Source organism: Acinetobacter sp. BSP-28 (assembly GCF_044130285.1).
Lineage (GTDB): Bacteria > Pseudomonadota > Gammaproteobacteria > Pseudomonadales > Moraxellaceae > Acinetobacter.
The window spans coordinates 1-16,430 of record NZ_JBIQOB010000026.1; the positions used below are offsets into that span (position 1 = coordinate 1).

The 16,430-nt window shown below is 41.7% G+C and carries 14 protein-coding genes and 1 pseudogene; 7 read left to right on the forward strand and 8 right to left on the reverse strand.

The window, feature by feature from the left end:
- Nucleotides 1–684 precede the first annotated feature (684 nt).
- Nucleotides 685–979, reverse strand: a pseudogene (locus tag ACE01R_RS15325) (hypothetical protein).
- Nucleotides 980–1,502: 523 nt separating this feature from the next.
- Entirely contained in the window at nt 1,503–2,735 is a 1,233-nt protein-coding gene (gene tyrS / locus ACE01R_RS15330; protein WP_395552380.1) for a tyrosine--tRNA ligase, read from the reverse strand.
- A gap of 63 nt (nt 2,736–2,798) precedes the next feature.
- On the opposite strand from tyrS, the gene ACE01R_RS15335 reads away from it, so the two are divergent.
- Nucleotides 2,799–3,926 (forward strand): anhydro-N-acetylmuramic acid kinase, encoded by a 1,128-nt coding sequence (locus tag ACE01R_RS15335; protein WP_395552383.1) that lies wholly within the window; start codon nt 2,799–2,801, stop codon nt 3,924–3,926.
- Nucleotides 3,927–4,007: 81 nt separating this feature from the next.
- Here ACE01R_RS15335 and ACE01R_RS15340 read toward each other — a convergent pair whose 3' ends face one another.
- From ACE01R_RS15340 to ACE01R_RS15355, 4 genes are all read right to left on the reverse strand, one after another.
- Nucleotides 4,008–5,294 carry a lytic murein transglycosylase gene (locus tag ACE01R_RS15340; protein WP_395552390.1) on the reverse strand — a complete coding sequence of 429 codons (1,287 nt, stop codon included), beginning with the start codon at nt 5,292–5,294 and terminating at the stop codon, nt 4,008–4,010.
- A 665-nt stretch (nt 5,295–5,959) separates the two neighbouring features.
- A complete protein-coding gene (locus tag ACE01R_RS15345; protein ID WP_395552395.1) occupies nt 5,960–7,081 on the reverse strand; it encodes a 5-(carboxyamino)imidazole ribonucleotide synthase in 1,122 nt (373 codons plus the stop codon).
- 27 nt (nt 7,082–7,108) lie between these two features.
- Complete coding sequence (purE, locus tag ACE01R_RS15350; protein WP_174560462.1) at nt 7,109–7,624, reverse strand: 5-(carboxyamino)imidazole ribonucleotide mutase; 516 nt, start codon at nt 7,622–7,624, stop codon at nt 7,109–7,111.
- Between the two features lie 180 nt (nt 7,625–7,804).
- The gene (locus ACE01R_RS15355; RefSeq protein ID WP_395552423.1) at nt 7,805–8,143 is read right to left on the reverse strand and encodes a DMT family protein; all 339 of its coding nucleotides are present in this window, start codon (nt 8,141–8,143) and stop codon (nt 7,805–7,807) included.
- Between the two features lie 256 nt (nt 8,144–8,399).
- Between ACE01R_RS15355 and mpl the strand changes: the two genes are divergently transcribed.
- Together mpl and ACE01R_RS15365 are read left to right on the forward strand one after the other, a co-directional pair.
- Nucleotides 8,400–9,770: a UDP-N-acetylmuramate:L-alanyl-gamma-D-glutamyl-meso-diaminopimelate ligase gene (gene mpl / locus ACE01R_RS15360; RefSeq protein WP_395552396.1), complete on the forward strand. Its 1,371-nt coding sequence runs from the start codon at nt 8,400–8,402 to the stop codon at nt 9,768–9,770.
- A 229-nt stretch (nt 9,771–9,999) separates the two neighbouring features.
- Nucleotides 10,000–11,085: a zinc-dependent alcohol dehydrogenase family protein gene (locus ACE01R_RS15365; RefSeq protein WP_395552397.1), complete on the forward strand. Its 1,086-nt coding sequence runs from the start codon at nt 10,000–10,002 to the stop codon at nt 11,083–11,085.
- A gap of 183 nt (nt 11,086–11,268) precedes the next feature.
- Here ACE01R_RS15365 and ACE01R_RS15370 read toward each other — a convergent pair whose 3' ends face one another.
- A complete protein-coding gene (locus ACE01R_RS15370; protein WP_395552398.1) occupies nt 11,269–11,559 on the reverse strand; it encodes a GNAT family N-acetyltransferase in 291 nt (96 codons plus the stop codon).
- Between the two features lie 380 nt (nt 11,560–11,939).
- Here ACE01R_RS15370 and ACE01R_RS15375 point away from each other — a divergent pair, with 380 nt between their 5' ends.
- From ACE01R_RS15375 to ACE01R_RS15390, 4 genes are all read left to right on the forward strand, one after another.
- Nucleotides 11,940–12,896, forward strand: coding sequence for a TerC family protein (locus tag ACE01R_RS15375; protein ID WP_395552399.1), 957 nt, complete (start codon nt 11,940–11,942; stop codon nt 12,894–12,896).
- A 206-nt stretch (nt 12,897–13,102) separates the two neighbouring features.
- Nucleotides 13,103–14,419, forward strand: a complete 1,317-nt coding sequence (gene guaD / locus ACE01R_RS15380) for a guanine deaminase (RefSeq protein WP_395552400.1) — start codon at nt 13,103–13,105, stop codon at nt 14,417–14,419.
- A gap of 222 nt (nt 14,420–14,641) precedes the next feature.
- A complete protein-coding gene (gene hpt / locus ACE01R_RS15385; RefSeq protein WP_395552401.1) occupies nt 14,642–15,169 on the forward strand; it encodes a hypoxanthine phosphoribosyltransferase in 528 nt (175 codons plus the stop codon).
- A gap of 178 nt (nt 15,170–15,347) precedes the next feature.
- A complete protein-coding gene (locus ACE01R_RS15390; protein ID WP_395552402.1) occupies nt 15,348–15,605 on the forward strand; it encodes a GlsB/YeaQ/YmgE family stress response membrane protein in 258 nt (85 codons plus the stop codon).
- An 83-nt stretch (nt 15,606–15,688) separates the two neighbouring features.
- On the opposite strand, the gene ACE01R_RS15395 is transcribed toward ACE01R_RS15390, so the two are convergent.
- The gene (locus ACE01R_RS15395; RefSeq protein ID WP_395552403.1) at nt 15,689–16,390 is read right to left on the reverse strand and encodes a DsbC family protein; all 702 of its coding nucleotides are present in this window, start codon (nt 16,388–16,390) and stop codon (nt 15,689–15,691) included.
- Between the last annotated feature and the right edge of the window lie 40 nt (nt 16,391–16,430).

The following is a 16,430-nucleotide window of genomic DNA, read 5'->3' on the forward strand; positions in this document are numbered from 1 at the left end:
AAATATTTCTCAAATAAACTTCGAGTAATTTCTACCATCAATCAATGAAAATAATTTCGATCAATCAACCAGTAAAAATCCACACAAGTTGTTCTTCATAATCTCTTAATGATCTTCTTAATACTTCGTCAGTATCAAGAGCTGGACTTCGATAAACTTAACAACTCAGCACTTCGTGCTTCGTTCGTTTCCGTCTATCTCGTCGGTATGGGGTGCATTCTAGAGCATTTCAGAATCATTGCAACCCCCAAATCACCATATTTTCCACGTATGTCTTTTTTTTCTACAAAAATTACCGAAAAATCGCTTTTTTATCTAATTTTTGAGCGTTTTTATGTAATAAACGCACTAAATGCGCCATTTTGTTTTTATAAGTTAAAATTTACTTAGATCTAGAAACTATCAAATTAATAGCTAAAACAGCATGATGAGATTTTTAATAATCAAATTTTGGCTTTTATCGAATCCAATACCCAGAAAGAGAACTAAAATTGTTACATATCACCCAAGACCCTGATCACAATCTCAGACTTTCAGTTTCATCAGCAACGTTTTAATTGACGTGGTTTTTATCAAAATTCGGAATTGGTTCCATAATAAGAGAATTGTCAAAATTTCTGTGTTTTTGAATAAAACTATCCACAATCCTTTTATCTATACAGGAGATGAATAGTCTTACTTATATTAAGCTACCTTTTCCTGATCGCCCTGCTCCAGCCAATGCTGCATCACTTCCAGAATCGTGTCTTTCTTACCCTGATAGTCTTCAGCAACAAAGAGTAATTTCGCACGTCGCGGTAAACGTTCTTCAATCAGGGAAAATAAAAAGTAATGCGAGGCCAGATCAAGCTGCATAAATAATGTAGAGACTGGTATATAAAGTTGCTGTTTTTTGTTCGGCAGACTGGTACTCAAACAAGAACCGTAAAATACAATCCATCTCTTGATCAAAATTATCTTCTGTTCGATACCGATACATCGGATCACCTCTGTTTTAATTTTTTTATGGTTTGGTCTTTTTTTTTGCAGCAGACTGTCATCATGCATTTTTTTAAATGCCAATTCGGTCTATAGATTGATTTTAAATTTGATGGCTATATTAGAAAAGCTCTACCTACAGATTTAAATACTGCTGATGAACTTATGATAAATAAAAAAGGAAGAGATCTCTCCCAAAATCTCTTCCTTAGAGTTGAATCTTTATGCGATCCATCGTGTCATTATTATAGTTATCTACAAAAATTTAAAAAAAGTCCCTCGGGGAAGAGACTCAAAAATTGTGGAGCTTTTCTTATACAAGTACCCTCTAGATATGTTTTCTACACAATGTCTAGATGAATAAATCATATACATAAGAGAAAAATAATGCAACCTATTCGGCAAAATTTAAGTATTGTTTTTATAAGCTTTTTTTTGAATTTGATTATTTGAAACATTAATATATGGTATAAAAAATAAAAGCAGGCCGAAGCCTGCTTTTATTTCAATGGCTTAGCGTATGCTTAGTCAACAAAAGTTACTTTTGCAATTGCTTTTTTGCTGGCCTGAACAATCAAAGTCACGTTCTCTTTCACAGAAAAATTAGCATCAACCACTTTCCAATCCACTTTAACAGCACCACGACCTAAAGCATCTTTGGCTTGAGCTGAATTTTTAGTGAGTCCTGCTTCACGTAAAATAGAAGCAATTGCAATTTCACCGTTATATTGACCACGTGAAATGGTCACTTCTGGCGTACCTTCTGGTAATTCACCTTCAGTAATCAGGTTACCCGCACCTTTATGGGCATTGGCTGCAGCTTCTGCACCGTGGAAACGCTCAACCAGCTCAAGCGCAAGAATCTTTTTCACTTCTTGCGGGTTACGACCTTCAGCCACTTCTTTTAACAAACCTTGAATTTCTTCAATAGATTTAAAACTTAAAAGATCGAAATAACGCTCAATTAAAGCATCTGGCATAGAAAGTACTTTTTGGTACATCGCACCCGGTGCATCAAATACTGCAATGTAGTTACCCAAAGATTTAGACATTTTATTCACGCCATCTAAACCTTCAAGAATTGGTACAGTAATACAGACTTGTGCTTCCTGGTCATAACGACCTTGCAAGGTACGTCCCATCAACAGGTTAAAGGTTTGGTCAGTACCACCCAATTCTACGTCAGCATGTAAAGCTACCGAGTCATAACCTTGCACCAATGGATATAAGAATTCATGAATCGCAATCGGTTGATGGCTGTTATAACGTTTGGTGAAGTCATCACGCTCCAACATACGTGCCACAGTCTGCTGTGAAGCCAACTGGATTAAATCAGCCGCAGTTTTTTGCGCAAACCATTCAGAGTTAAATACCACTTTGGTTTTAGCCGGATCAAGAATTTTAAAGACTTGTTCTTGATAAGTTTTTGCATTTTCCAATACTTTTTCGCGTGACAAAGGTGGACGAGTCGCGCTTTTACCTGTTGGATCACCGATCATGGCGGTGTAGTCACCAATCAGGAAATAAACTTCGTGCCCCAGATCCTGAAACACTTTCAATTTATTAATTAAAACCGTATGACCTAAGTGCAAATCAGGTGCAGTTGGGTCAAAACCCGCTTTAATTTTAAGCGGACGATTTTCTTTTAATTTCTTCAGAAGATCTTCTTCAGAAATAATTTCATGCGTGCCTCGTTGAATGAGGGCAAGTTGTTCTTCAGCCGGCAGGAAATTTGACATCACAAAACCCAAACACATCAGTTATTCAATTTGTGCGATATACTAACACTTTTTCAGCACATTGCAGGCTTAAGAATAATCATGACAGCGATCTATATTGGGGTAATGACCGGCACAAGCATGGATGGTGTCGATATTGTTGCTGCTTCTTTTGATCCCTTACAGCTTCATGCGACCCTCACTTTGCCATTTGACCCCGATCTTCGTGACGAACTGATGGCACTCACCCTACCGGGCGACAATGAAATTGATCGCATGGGCAAAGCCGACGTTGCCTTAGCCACCATGATTGGTGCAGGGATTAATACGCTTATTGAAAAGAATCATTTAGATCGCAGTCAAATTAAAGCCATTGGTTCACATGGGCAAACCATTCGTCACCGCCCCGAACATGGCTTCACCTTGCAAATTGGTGATCCCAACATCATTACCGAAATAACACAAATTCCAGTCATTTCAGATTTTCGTCGTCGTGATATGGCGGCTGGCGGCCAAGGTGCGCCTTTGGTTCCTGCATTTCATCAGGCCTTGTTCCAGCATGAAAACATTCATCGTGTAATTCTGAATTTAGGCGGGATTGCCAATGTCAGCATGTTGCCTGCAGGTAAACCTGAACAAGTATTTGGCTTTGATACCGGCCCCGCCAACATTTTGATGGATGCCTGGTGTCACCGTTATACTGGGCAGCCTTATGATGAAAATGGCAACTGGGCAGCCTACGGACAACCAATCCGTAGTCTACTCGACCGCTTGCAAGCGCATGAGTTTTTCTCAAAAGAACCACCTAAAAGTACCGGCCGTGAAGACTTTAACCTTGAATGGCTAGATGAACAGATTCTCGACTGGCGTAACGATCTTGAATATGACGAGTTAGAAAATACACCGGAAAATGTTCAGGCAACTTTATTAAAACTGACTACACGTGCGATTAAAAAAGCCATTTACCGTTCTGACATGGATACCGGTGAAGTCTATGTCTGCGGTGGCGGGGCCTACAACTCACATTTACTGGAACAATTGCGTTGGCGTCTACGCAAACACGAATGGACAGTACAAACCACTGCCGCTTTAGGGCTAAGCCCAACCTGGGTGGAAGCGACTGCATTTGCCTGGCTGGCCATGCGCTTTATCAATCAACAAAGCGGAAATTTACCTGCAGTCACCGGTGCAGCTGACTATCGTATTTTGGGAACCATTACTGCAGTCTAAAATTTTTTGATTCAAAGCTTCTGCATAAAAAAGGTCTGCATCAAGCAGACCTTTTTTATTTCTATACTTTTACAGAACTATTTATCGCATCATTTTTTTGGCATTTTCATTGCGAAAAGCATTTAAAATTTGTTGTCCTGCACGTCCGGTTGGGCTAAGGCCCAAACGAATCTGTTCCTGACGGATCGCTTGACGGGTTTTATCTCCAATCAGGCCATCTACGGTGCCAATGTCATAACCACGATTGATCAAGAATTGTTGAATTTCACGACGTTCTGCACGTGATGTTCCCGCATCATCGGTTGGCCAGGGTTTACTAAAACCACCTCCACCTTGTAGCCGATCAGATAAATGCGCAATCGCCAAAGCATAACTTTCCGCAGCGTTATAACTATATATAGCATCGAAATTTTTAAAGACTAAAAACACCGGTCCATTTGCACCTGCAGGTGCCATTAAACCCGCAGCGGATGACTCGCTTAAATTACCTTGAATTAACGGTGTACCATCAGCGCGCACCACACCCCGACTCATCCAGCTGCTTAAAGCCTTTTTATTGCGCCGGCTTTCACCTGCAATTGACATCCCTTCAGGAATTTTGACTTCAAAGCCCCAAGGTTGCCCGGTTTGCCAGCCGCGTTTTTTAAGAAAATTCGCCGTTGAAGCCAACGCATCTGTAGTGCTGGAAACCAAATCACGACGGCCATCGCCATCAAAATCCACCGCCAGCTCTTCATAGGTCGAAGGCATGAACTGGGTATGACCAAAGGCCCCAGCCCATGAGCCTTTCATTTGCTGCTCGCTTAAATCACCACGTTGTAAAATTCGCATCGTGGTAAAAAATTCTCCACGGAAAAAACTTTGACGACGCCCTTCACAACTTAAAGTGCCCAAAGCCTGCAATAAAGGATAACTTCCGGAAATATCACCAAAGTTACTTTCTACGCCCCAAACAGCCACCACTGTTTCAGCTGGCACACCATACGCTGCTGCAACACGATTAAGTACATCTTGATGCTGGACTAATTTTTGACGTCCAAGTTGCACTCGTTCTTCATCAACCAAACCGGATAAATAATCCCAAATTGGGGTCGAAAATTCAGGCTGATAATTCAATTTATCAATCACGGAATAATCGGGCGTTAAATTTTGTGTATAGCGATCATAGGTGGAACCACTCACACCCGAATTCATGGCCTGAGTACGCAAATTAGCAAGACATTGCTGAAAATTATTTCGTGGAGTCAAAATTTGATTTGAAGGTGTGGTTGAAGTGACTATGACTGGTTGACCATTAATAATCAGCTCAGCATTGGCTTGAGTCATGGCAAGGAAAACTGAACCTAAAACGAAAGCTAAGCGCTGCATAGTATCCTTTACGATCTTTGAATTTAAATTATGCTTTTACCATACCACCATCAGCACATCGTTTCTGAATCAAATCGTAAATTTAAATTCATTTTCTTCATTTTAAATTCATATTTTACTTTTGAATTTAAAAACTTTATCCACAGACTTTGTTTTCAGAATTTTTTAAATTCAAAACACAAGGAAACATGAATTTAAATTCATTTTTTTAAATTTAAAGCAAAGTTTTAAATTCAAACGGCTTGTGGATAAGTTAATTCTGACCGTTTTTATAATCTTAGAAAGCAAATGCTTTAAATTTAAAATCTTATTTTTTAAATTTAAAAGTTTAAATTCATTTTCCCTTAAGCACTTTGAATTCATATTTTTTAAATTCAAATGTACGAGTTTAAATTTAAATTCATATTTTTGAATTTATTTTTTCTCTTTTTAAATTTAAAAATCTCTGCATCGTTTTACAGCAGTAAAACTGAAATACAGGACAATTCTATTTGTTTGTTTTTTATGCAGTATATTTATAAAGCATTGTACAAATTACACACAATTATTTTTATTTTGTTCCGATAAATGGCGCATTCTCGAAAAGAGGCGCAATCATGCCTGAACGACAGACATAAAAAAAGCGGCCATAGGCATGACCGCTTTTTTATCATTCAAACTTGGGTTTAAATGCTCATATCTTCGCTAAGTGCCAGTGGATTCGGCAAAATTTTCGCCAATTGACGACATAAAGTGATCAGTTCAGCACTGTCATTTGGCATCAAGGTGATATGGCCAATCTTACGACCTTCACGCTCAGTCTTGTTATAAAGGTGCAAATGAGCACCATTTAAAGCCAAGACATCTTCAGACTTAGGATGTTGACCAATAATATTGATCATGACCGTTGGGCGCACGACCTCGGTCGAACCTAAAGGTAAGCCAGCCACCGCACGAATGTGGTTTTCAAATTGAGAACAGATCGCGCCTTCAATAGACCAGTGACCCGAGTTATGCACGCGTGGCGCCATCTCATTGGCATATAAGCCTTTTTCTGTCACAAATAGCTCAAGCGTCAATACACCGACATAATTCAAATGATTAAGCAGGCGAGTGATATAGTCTTGTGCTACTGGCTGTAAATCTGCACTATTTGGAGCCGGAACAATCGAATGCGACAAAATACCGTTGTGATGGTGATTTTCCGCCAATGGCCAGGTTTTCACATCACCGTTTTGACCACGTACCGCAATAATCGATACTTCACGTGAGAAAGTCACAAAACTTTCTGCAATCAATTCACCCGCAGGGCCAAGTTCCGCCCATGCCTGATCAATTTGATCGGCACTGCGTAGTACAAATTGACCTTTTCCATCGTAACCACCACGTGAAGTTTTTAGTACGATTGGCAAGCCGAGTTCAGCAACTGCTGCTTGTAAGCCTTCCAATGAAGTCACTGCTTTGTACGGCGCAACTGGAATCTGTAACTCATCAAACAATGCCTTTTCAGACAATCGATGTTGTGCAATAGCTAAAGCCTGACGCGGTGGATGTAATTGTTTTTGCTGAGTTAAAAAATCTACATCTGCAAGTGGAGTATTTTCAAATTCTAGACTGAACACATCTGCGCTTGCGATGAACTGCTGTAAACCATTTTCAGCTTTGCTTGAGATTACCTGACCCAGCGCTGCGGAAGGGCAATCTGTATTGGCTTCAAAGAAGGTGCATTGAATATTCAGCGGCAGAGCAGCTTGCGCCATCATACGGCCGAGTTGACCACCACCAAAAATACCGATGGTTTTATCCATAACGTGTGTCCCGTTTTAAGCTTGGCTTTAGTTTTGACCAGGAATATTTTTGCTTGCCACTTTTTCAGTTTGCGCAGCGCGGAATTCAGCAACATTTTTTGCAATGTCAGGACGTGTCAGACCCAAAATTTGCGCTGCCATAATGGCTGCATTGGTTGCGCCCGCAGGACCAATCGCCAAAGTGCCCACTGCAATACCTGCCGGCATTTGTACGATCGAAAGCAATGAATCTACACCGTTAAGAATTGAAGATTTCACCGGTACACCTAAAACTGGTAAATCGGTTTTTGCTGCGCACATACCAGGTAAATGGGCTGCACCGCCCGCACCGGCAATAATGACCTGAATGCCACGCTCACGTGCTGTTTCCGCATATTCGAATAAACGGTCTGGGGTACGGTGTGCAGAAACGACTTCCGCTTCAAAGGGTACGCCAAGCTGTTTCAGCATATTGGCAGTGTTTTCCAGAGTTGCCCAGTCAGATTGGGAACCCATGATAATTCCAACAAGAGGTTGAGTGTCTTGTGCAGCAGCCGCATTCATTGCAAATATTCCGTAAACGAATGTAAGGAAGGATAAATCTCGACAAGAGCCAAGTTTTAAATGAATCACAAGCTCGCTATTATAGACTGATTTTTCATCTCACCAAAATTTAACAGCTCAAGCAGGCCGATATTTTCAATTTTTTTTATATAACCAGATCAAAATAGGGGAGTGGCCAATTTACTGGCTACGGAATACAAAATAAATACATCCCACCAAACAGAGACCCGCCCACAAATAATCCAGTTTAAAGGGCTGTTTAAACAGAAAAATCATAAAAGGCACAAACACCAGTAACGTTACGACTTCCTGGGTAATTTTCATTTGTCCCACAGCCCAGCCTTGTTGTGCAAGCAGACGGGTGGCCGGAATCATAAAACTGTATTCCAGCAGGGCGATCAGCCAGCCAAATAAAATCGCTTGCCAAAGCGGAGCTCCATGTAAAAACTTCAGATGACCATACCAGGCCAGCGTCATAAAGCAGTTGGAAATAATTAAAAGCAGCAGGGCAAAGTACATAGTCAATTGATCTGGAATAACTGCAAATATTTTACGTTTTTCCAGTAAAAAAGCATGTGATTTCCGGACAAATTTTAGCGCGGAGAAATCTCGATCCAACAGCGCCCTAAACTGCCGGATGCAATGCCGGGAATAGATACAAGAAAGACTATCTTTTCCGCAAAACCCTTGATATCGTTGCTTTCAAATTGAATCGATAATGACAACACCACCAATAACAACGTGATGTGTCTAAAAAGCAGTGGAGTTAAAACGCATGCATCTGCATATTTTGGGTATTTGTGGCACCTTTATGGGTTCGCTCGCACTATTGGCACGTGATTTGGGACATAAAGTGACGGGTTCGGATGCAAATGTCTATCCACCTATGTCCACTCAACTGGAAAATGCAGGCATTGGCTTAATGCAGGGTTATGACCGCAGTCATTTGCAGCCACATCCCGATCTGGTCATTGTCGGGAATGCCATGAAGCGCGGCATTGATGCGGTGGAATACATGCTGAATGAAGGTCTGCCTTATATTTCAGGTCCACAGTTTTTAGCCGATCATGTTTTACAAGGCAAACATGTGCTGGGTGTAGCGGGTACGCATGGTAAAACCACGACTACAACGATGCTGGCTTGGGTACTGGATCAAGCCGGTTTAAATCCGGGCTTTTTGATTGGCGGCGTACCTTTGGGTTTTAGTGAAAGTGCACGTTTGGGCGGCGGCAAATACTTCTGTGTGGAAGCGGATGAATATGATTCTGCCTTCTTCGACAAGCGTTCCAAGTTTGTGCATTACCATCCTAAAACCGCGATTTTAAATAACCTTGAATTTGACCATGCCGATATCTTCGATGACCTGGCCGCAATTCAAAAACAATTCCATCATCTGGTACGTACTATTCCAAGCGAAGGCCGCATTATTGCGCCAATTACTGAAAGCAATATTGATGAAGTTTTGGAGATGGGCTGTTGGACACCTGTGGTCCGCACGTCATTGGATGCCAATGAAAAAGCATCGCTTTCTGCAGAACAACTCTCTGCTGATGGTTCTCACTTTAAAGTGCTGGAAAATGGCGCGGTCAAAGGCATCGTTAAATGGAACATGACCGGACAGCACAGTGTGGCCAATGCCTTGGCGACCATTGCAGCGGCTGAACATGTGGGCGTTTCGATTGAAACTGCATGTGAAGCATTATCTAATTTTGGCGGCGTGAAACGCCGTATGGAATTGCTGGATACGGTAAAAGGCATTGAAGTGTATGATGACTTTGCCCATCACCCAACTGCCATTGAAACGACCTTGGACGGCGCACGTAAACGCCTAGGTGAACGTAAACTTTGGGCGATTATTGAACCGCGCTCAAACACTATGCGTATGGGTAGCCATAAAGATGGTTTGGCGCATTCAGCACGTTTGGCTGATGAAGTGATCTGGTATCAACCTGAAGGGCTGGACTGGGATCTACAGCCAGTAATTGACGCTGCACCGAACAAAGCGATTGTGGCACGTTCACTGGATGACATTATCCGCACTGTAACTACGGAAGCAGGCGAGGGCGATGCTGTGGTGATTATGTCGAATGGCGGTTTTGGAGGATTACACCAAAAATTGATTAGTGCTTTACAGCAAAACGCTTAAACTTCTTTTCAGCCTGAGCTTGATCAGGACCGTAGCCAATCGTTCTGCGGTCCCTCACTAACAAATTAATAAATCATATATTGTTTTTTATTTAAGTAACCATTTTGCTAATGACCTTGTCATCAAGACTTGTTAATTTAACTGGATAGCATCCTGCCAACATGACTGTTGCTATATAAGCTAGGCGGCTGGATGTCTTTTACAATAATCATTAAGAAGGATGGTCACCATGTCAAATACAATGAAAGCAATGGTTTACTACGGCGCCAATGATATCCGTTTCGAAGAACGTCCCATTCCTACCATCCTGCATCCCGATGATGCCATTATCAAGCTGACCAAGGTCACCATTTGCGGAACTGACTTGGGCATCTGGAAGGGTAAAAATCCTGAGATTGAACAGGAAGCGATTAAAAAAGACGGCCAGTTTAATGGGCGCATTCTCGGTCATGAGGGCATCGGGATTGTAGAAGAAGTCGGTTCAGCCGTGAAAAACTTCAAGAAAGGCGACCGGGTGATTATTTCCTGTGTCAGCCGCTGTGGCACCTGTGAAAACTGCCAGAAACAGCTCTACGCGCATTGCCGTAATGAAGGGGGCTGGATCATGGGCTATATGATCGATGGCACCCATGCCGAATATGTCCGGACTCCATTTGCCGATACTTCACTCTATCATTTGCCTGAAGGCTTGAATAAAGATGTCGCAGTTTTCCTGTCTGACATCCTGCCTACTTCACATGAAATTGGGGTGCAATATGGTGATGTCAAACCGGGCGATAACGTGGCGATTGTCGGTGCGGGCCCAATCGGAATGAGCTGTCTGCTCACCGCACAATTCTATTCACCTGCCAATATTATTATGGTGGATACAGATGATAACCGACTGGAATTTGCCAAGACGGTAGGAGCCACCCATGTCATCAACTCCGCCAAAGAAGACGCGATTCAAAAGATTTTAGAGCTTACCGATGGACGCGGTGTCGACTGTGCCATTGAAGCAGTTGGTGTGGAACCGACCTGGAATATTTGCCAACACGTGGTGAAAGAGGGTGGACATATTGCCAACGTCGGCGTACATGGCAAACCCGTCAACTTTGAACTGAACAAGCTCTGGATCAAGAACCTGACCATCACCACCGGGCTGGTCAATGCCAACACCACCGGCATGCTGCTGAAAACCTGCTGCTCTGGCAAACTGCCACTTGAAAAACTGGCGACCCATCACTTTAAGTTTGCAGAGTTTGAAAAAGCCTATGATGTCTTCAAGCACGCCTCTGATGAAAAGGCACTGAAGGTGATGATCGACATGGCTTAAGCTTTAAGTCTTCGATAAAAAAGTCCGCATCGCGGACTTTTTTATTTTAGCATGAATCAGAAATAGGAGAGTGGGCCTCTATTGGCCTGACGGCAGGTTCTGAATTTTATACGCTACTGCAAGGCCTTGATCTGCCAGATTTAAAAGCTAAATGACAGACAATCTCTCTATCGGCCAGCACCCTTAAACTGTAGCTGCTACATCCTGCAGCTCAGGCTCACGTTTAAACATTACATCCACATAGGAACAGGTGGGAATAATTTTTAACTGTTTTTCACGTGCAAATTCAACTAAAACATCTAGTAATTTTCGTGCTACGCCTTGACCACGCAAACAATCATCCACCCAGGTATGATCAGCCACTATGGTCTTTTCATTGCGCCAAACATAACTGATTTCTGCAATTCGCTGACCTGCATCATTCAAAGTAAAAAACTCACCTTGTTGGTCGTTATCCTTATGTTGAAACTGCATCGCTAGTCCTCACTTTTTATTTGACTGAAACTAGAATACGTTAAAAGTAGATTATTTTAAAACAGTGTGAATAGATAAAATTTGCACAATTACAATAAATATGCGATTCTTCAGCCATATTTGGATGAAATCCAAAACAAAATTAAGTTGAACAAGGGGAGTAGCCTCCTCCAAACCTGATCATGATGCCGTTTTAAAATGATCAGGTGTCAGAATATCGTCATTACACTTTGCAAAAAGTCGGTATCTGAGCATTTGAAATTACCCAATATGGATATTCAGATGTAGGCAAGACCTTGATCATGTTGACACAGATGTTTAAATCATCTGGCAACAGGTCAAGGTTTTTTTATGGCCAGTTGTCAGGTGTGGAGATTTTTATGGAATCCATTGGCAATTTATGGCTGTATTTAGCATTCTTCGGTTTAGTTGCCGTTATGCTCATCATCGACTTTTTGGGCTTTAGACAAAAACAGGGCCAAGAAGTCAAAATTAAAACCGCAGCGTACTGGAGTATGGCCTGGGTTTCTGTCGCCGTGCTATTTGGTGGTGGCTTATGGTTTTACCTGCAACAGACAGCTGGGGTAACCATCGCAAATACCAAAGTCATGGAGTATTTTGCAGGTTACTTATTAGAGAAATCGCTGGCGATTGATAACGTTTTTGTGTGGCTGATGATTTTTGCTGCCTTCGCTATTCCTCCGGCATTGCAACGTAAAATATTGCTCTATGGGGTACTCGGCGCCATTGTATTACGTACCATCTTTATTTTTATTGGTGCCTGGTTCGTTCAGGAGTTCTCTTGGGTACTTTATATCTTCGGTGCTTTCCTGGTGTATACCGGCTTTAAATTTCTTAAAGGTCATGACGAAAACCCCAATATTGAAGATATGGCCTTACTCAAGTGGTTACGTAAACATATGCGTATTACCCCGCAGCTGGAAGGAGATAAATTCTTTGTCCGTCAAAACGGTCTGTTATGGGCCACGCCGTTATTCCTGGTCTTGATTTTAGTTGAAGCTTCAGACGTCATTTTTGCAGTGGATTCCATTCCGGCTATTTTTGCTGTCACCAGTGATCCCTTTATCGTATTAACAGCAAACTTAATGGCCATTTTAGGTCTACGTGCCATGTTTTTCTTGCTGGCAGGTGCAGCATCCAAAATGCATTACTTGCCTTATGGTCTCGGAATTATTCTGCTGTTTATCGGTTTTAAAATGTTAATGCTGGATGTGTTCCATATGCCAATCTGGATATCACTCGGCTTTATTGTAATTGTCCTGTCGATTACTGCCTGGTTATCGATTCGATATAACAAAAAGCAAGAACAACTTTAACACCTTATATCATTAGAATCTAGCCTTTCATCTTGAAGATGGAAGGCTTTTTTTATGCCTTCTATTGCGATTTATTCCTGCGGCAAAGTGCAAGGATTTTGTTTCACCTCCTTAACGGGGGAGGGTGAATAAAAGGGTGTCATTCGGGTTAAATCCCCATATTTCAGGTACAATCAATCGAAAAAATTCAAAATCGCAGGTTTTCAATGTCTTCTGTAGTTGCAACGACGGCAGTTCGCGGTCGCTTCCTAGATATTCAGAATACGGTTGCCCAAGCGCGTGAAATTCACGACCAAGTGCGATATGTAGAAGATGGTTTACTTATTACCGAAAATGGCAAAATTCGCTGGTTTGGCAACTGGCAAACAGGCCAACAGCATGTTCCGGCGGATGTTCAAGTTGATCATTATCCCGACAAGCTGATTGTACCGGGATTTATCGATACCCATATCCATTTCCCGCAAACCGAGATGGTTGGTGCTTATGGTGAACAGCTGCTGGAATGGTTAGACACCTATACCTTTCCTACAGAATTACAGTTTAAAGACAAAGCTTATGCCGACAAAATCGCGCAGTTTTTTGTGCAACAATTATTAAAAAACGGTACTACTACAGCGTTGGTATTCTGTAGCGTGCATGCTGAATCGGTCGATGCCTTATTTAAAGCCGCAGAACAGCATCAAATGCGTTTAATTGCTGGCAAGGTGATGATGGACCGCCATGCACCAGAAGATTTGTGTGACACTGCTGAAAGTGCTTATCACGACTCTAAGGCACTCATTAAAAAATGGCATGGCAAAGGCCGCAACCTGTATGCTATTACCCCGCGTTTTGCCCCAACATCTACACCAGAGCAACTCGCTCGGGCAGGGCAGCTGAAAGCTGAGTATCCTGATGTGTATGTGCATACGCATTTAAGTGAAAATAAAAACGAAATCGCCTGGGTCAAAGAACTATTCCCTGAACGAAAAGGTTATCTGGATGTGTATCACCATTATGGTTTAACCGGGCAACGTTCGGTGTTTGCCCACTGCGTGCATTTGGAAGACGCTGAATGGGACTGCATGCATGCAACCGACTCGGCCATTGCCTTTTGCCCAACCTCAAATCTATTTTTGGGGAGTGGTTTATTTCCCTTAAAAAAAACATGGGAAAAACAGGTCAAAGTCAGTTTAGGCACAGACATTGGCGCAGGCACGTCCTTCAGTCAGCTGCAAACATTGAATGAAGCCTATAAAGTACAGCAGCTGCAGGGCGATAAACTCTCTGCTTTTGAATCCCTGTATCATGCCACCTTAGGCGGTGCCAAAGCCCTAAATCTGGACCATCAACTGGGTAACTTTAACCTGGGCAAAGAAGCCGATTTTATCGTGCTCGATTTAAAAGCCACTGCACTGCAAGCGCTACGTCAACAACGTGCCAAAGGTATTGAAGATACTTTATTTGCCCTGATGACCATGGGCGATGATCGCAATATCCATGCCACCTATATTTATGGAGCAGCTGCCTATGTCAAAAAGTGAAGTGAGGAAAAATTCTGCTAAAAAGATCATTGTGTGGACTGGAATTGCCCTGGTGTGTGCATTTTTACTGAAACGCGATACGGCGCAGCATAAGGCCTGATGAGATTTACAAGCGCAAAAAAGATGCATCTCTTAAACAGATGTATTAAAATTAAAACAACTTTAGAGGTGTTGCTGGTCAACACCTTTTTTATTTTTTGATTTGCTTTTAGGTATCTCCCCATGACCGTTCATATGAGTGTGATGATCTCAACTGAAGAAATTCAAGCCAAAGTCAAAGAGCTTGGTGCGAAAATTGATGCTCACTATGCCAATAGTGACAAAGAACTTGTACTGATTGGTTTACTTCGTGGTTCTGTCATTTTTATGGCGGATTTATGTCGCACAATCAGCAAACCGCATGAACTCGATTTTATGACCGTATCAAGTTACGGTGGCGGTACAGTTTCAAGTCGTGATGTCAAAATTCTCAAAGATTTAGACGGCGAAATTCGCGGTAAAGATGTGCTGATTGTGGAAGATATTATTGACTCTGGTAATACCTTGAGCAAAGTTCTGGAAATCTTGAGCACTCGCAATCCTAATTCGATCGAACTGTGTACGCTCATCAGTAAACCTTCACGCCGTGAAATTGAACTTGAAGTGAAATTCCTGGGCTTTGAAGTTGAAGATAAATTTATTGTCGGTTATGGCCTGGACTATGATCAAAAATATCGCCATATTCCATTTATTGGTGAAATTGGTTTATAAGACTGAGCAAAGATACTTAAAGTGGCCGAAGGCCACTTTTTTTATACTTTAAATTGCATGACGCACAAAAAAACAACAGTAATTAGCAGGATGCATCTGTTTCGTGTTCGATAAATAATTAATTATAAAAATGAAAACGAATTGAAAGTAAATAAATGATAACAAAAGGAGAAAACCTATGTGGTCACTTATAGTTGCGATCGTGGTCGGTTTTATTGCAGGCCTGGTTGCTCGGGCAATTCATCCCGGTGATGATAAGGCTGGATTCTTTATTACGGCTTTGCTCGGTATTGCGGGTTCTTTATTGGCGACCTATGGTGGACGCTTACTCGGCCTGTATGGTGAAAACTCTGCAGCAGGTTTTATTGCTTCGGTGATCGGGGCCATCATTATTCTATTTCTTTATAACCTGGTGACCAAAAATTCTAGGGGTTAAATGTCCTACCCAATACTGCAATAGGTAATAAAAAAGCACCGTACAGGGTGCTTTTTTATAATTCCTTACATCAGAACAGATTTTTACAAACCCAGTTCTTTCCAGATTTGTTCAATTTCTTGAGTGGGGCGGGCACCCATCACTTTAAAGCCATTGGAGAAAATAATAGCCGGTGTACCAGTTAAACCTAAATTTTTTCCTAAAGTTAAGTTACGCTCAATCGGGTTGGCACAGGTTTTGTTAGAATTGGGTTGAATCCCTTTACTGATCAAATTTGACCAGGCCAAAGCTGCATCTTTCTCACAAAACACCTGTTTAGAAACTGCCACAGATTGGGTTTTAATTGGATAAATAAAGGTGTAAATGGTCACATCCTTTAACTTGCTTAGTTCAGTCTCAAGTTTTTTGCAATATGGGCAATTTGGGTCAGAAAAGATCGCGATCTGGCGTTTACCATTACCTCGCACAGTTTTGACCGCATCCTGCAGTGGCAATTTTTTCCAGTCAATACTGTTCTGTTTCAGCACTAAATCTTTGGTCAGATTTTTCTGATCGGCTAAACGGAACATGGAGCCGACCAGAATATGTTGTGCATCCTCCCCCAAATACACTACTTGACCATCCATTGAACCGCTATAAATCCCTTTCATTTCGGTGGTTTGAATATTTTCAATGTTCAGTTTCGGATGTTGCTTACTCAGGTTGCTTTTAACCGTATCGACATTTGCCAAAGTTAAAGTTGAAATAAAACCCGCCAAGGCACATGCCAATGTTTTTTTAATCATATTTTTGCTCATTGCTTCAAAATCTTTCCAGCTGATTCTA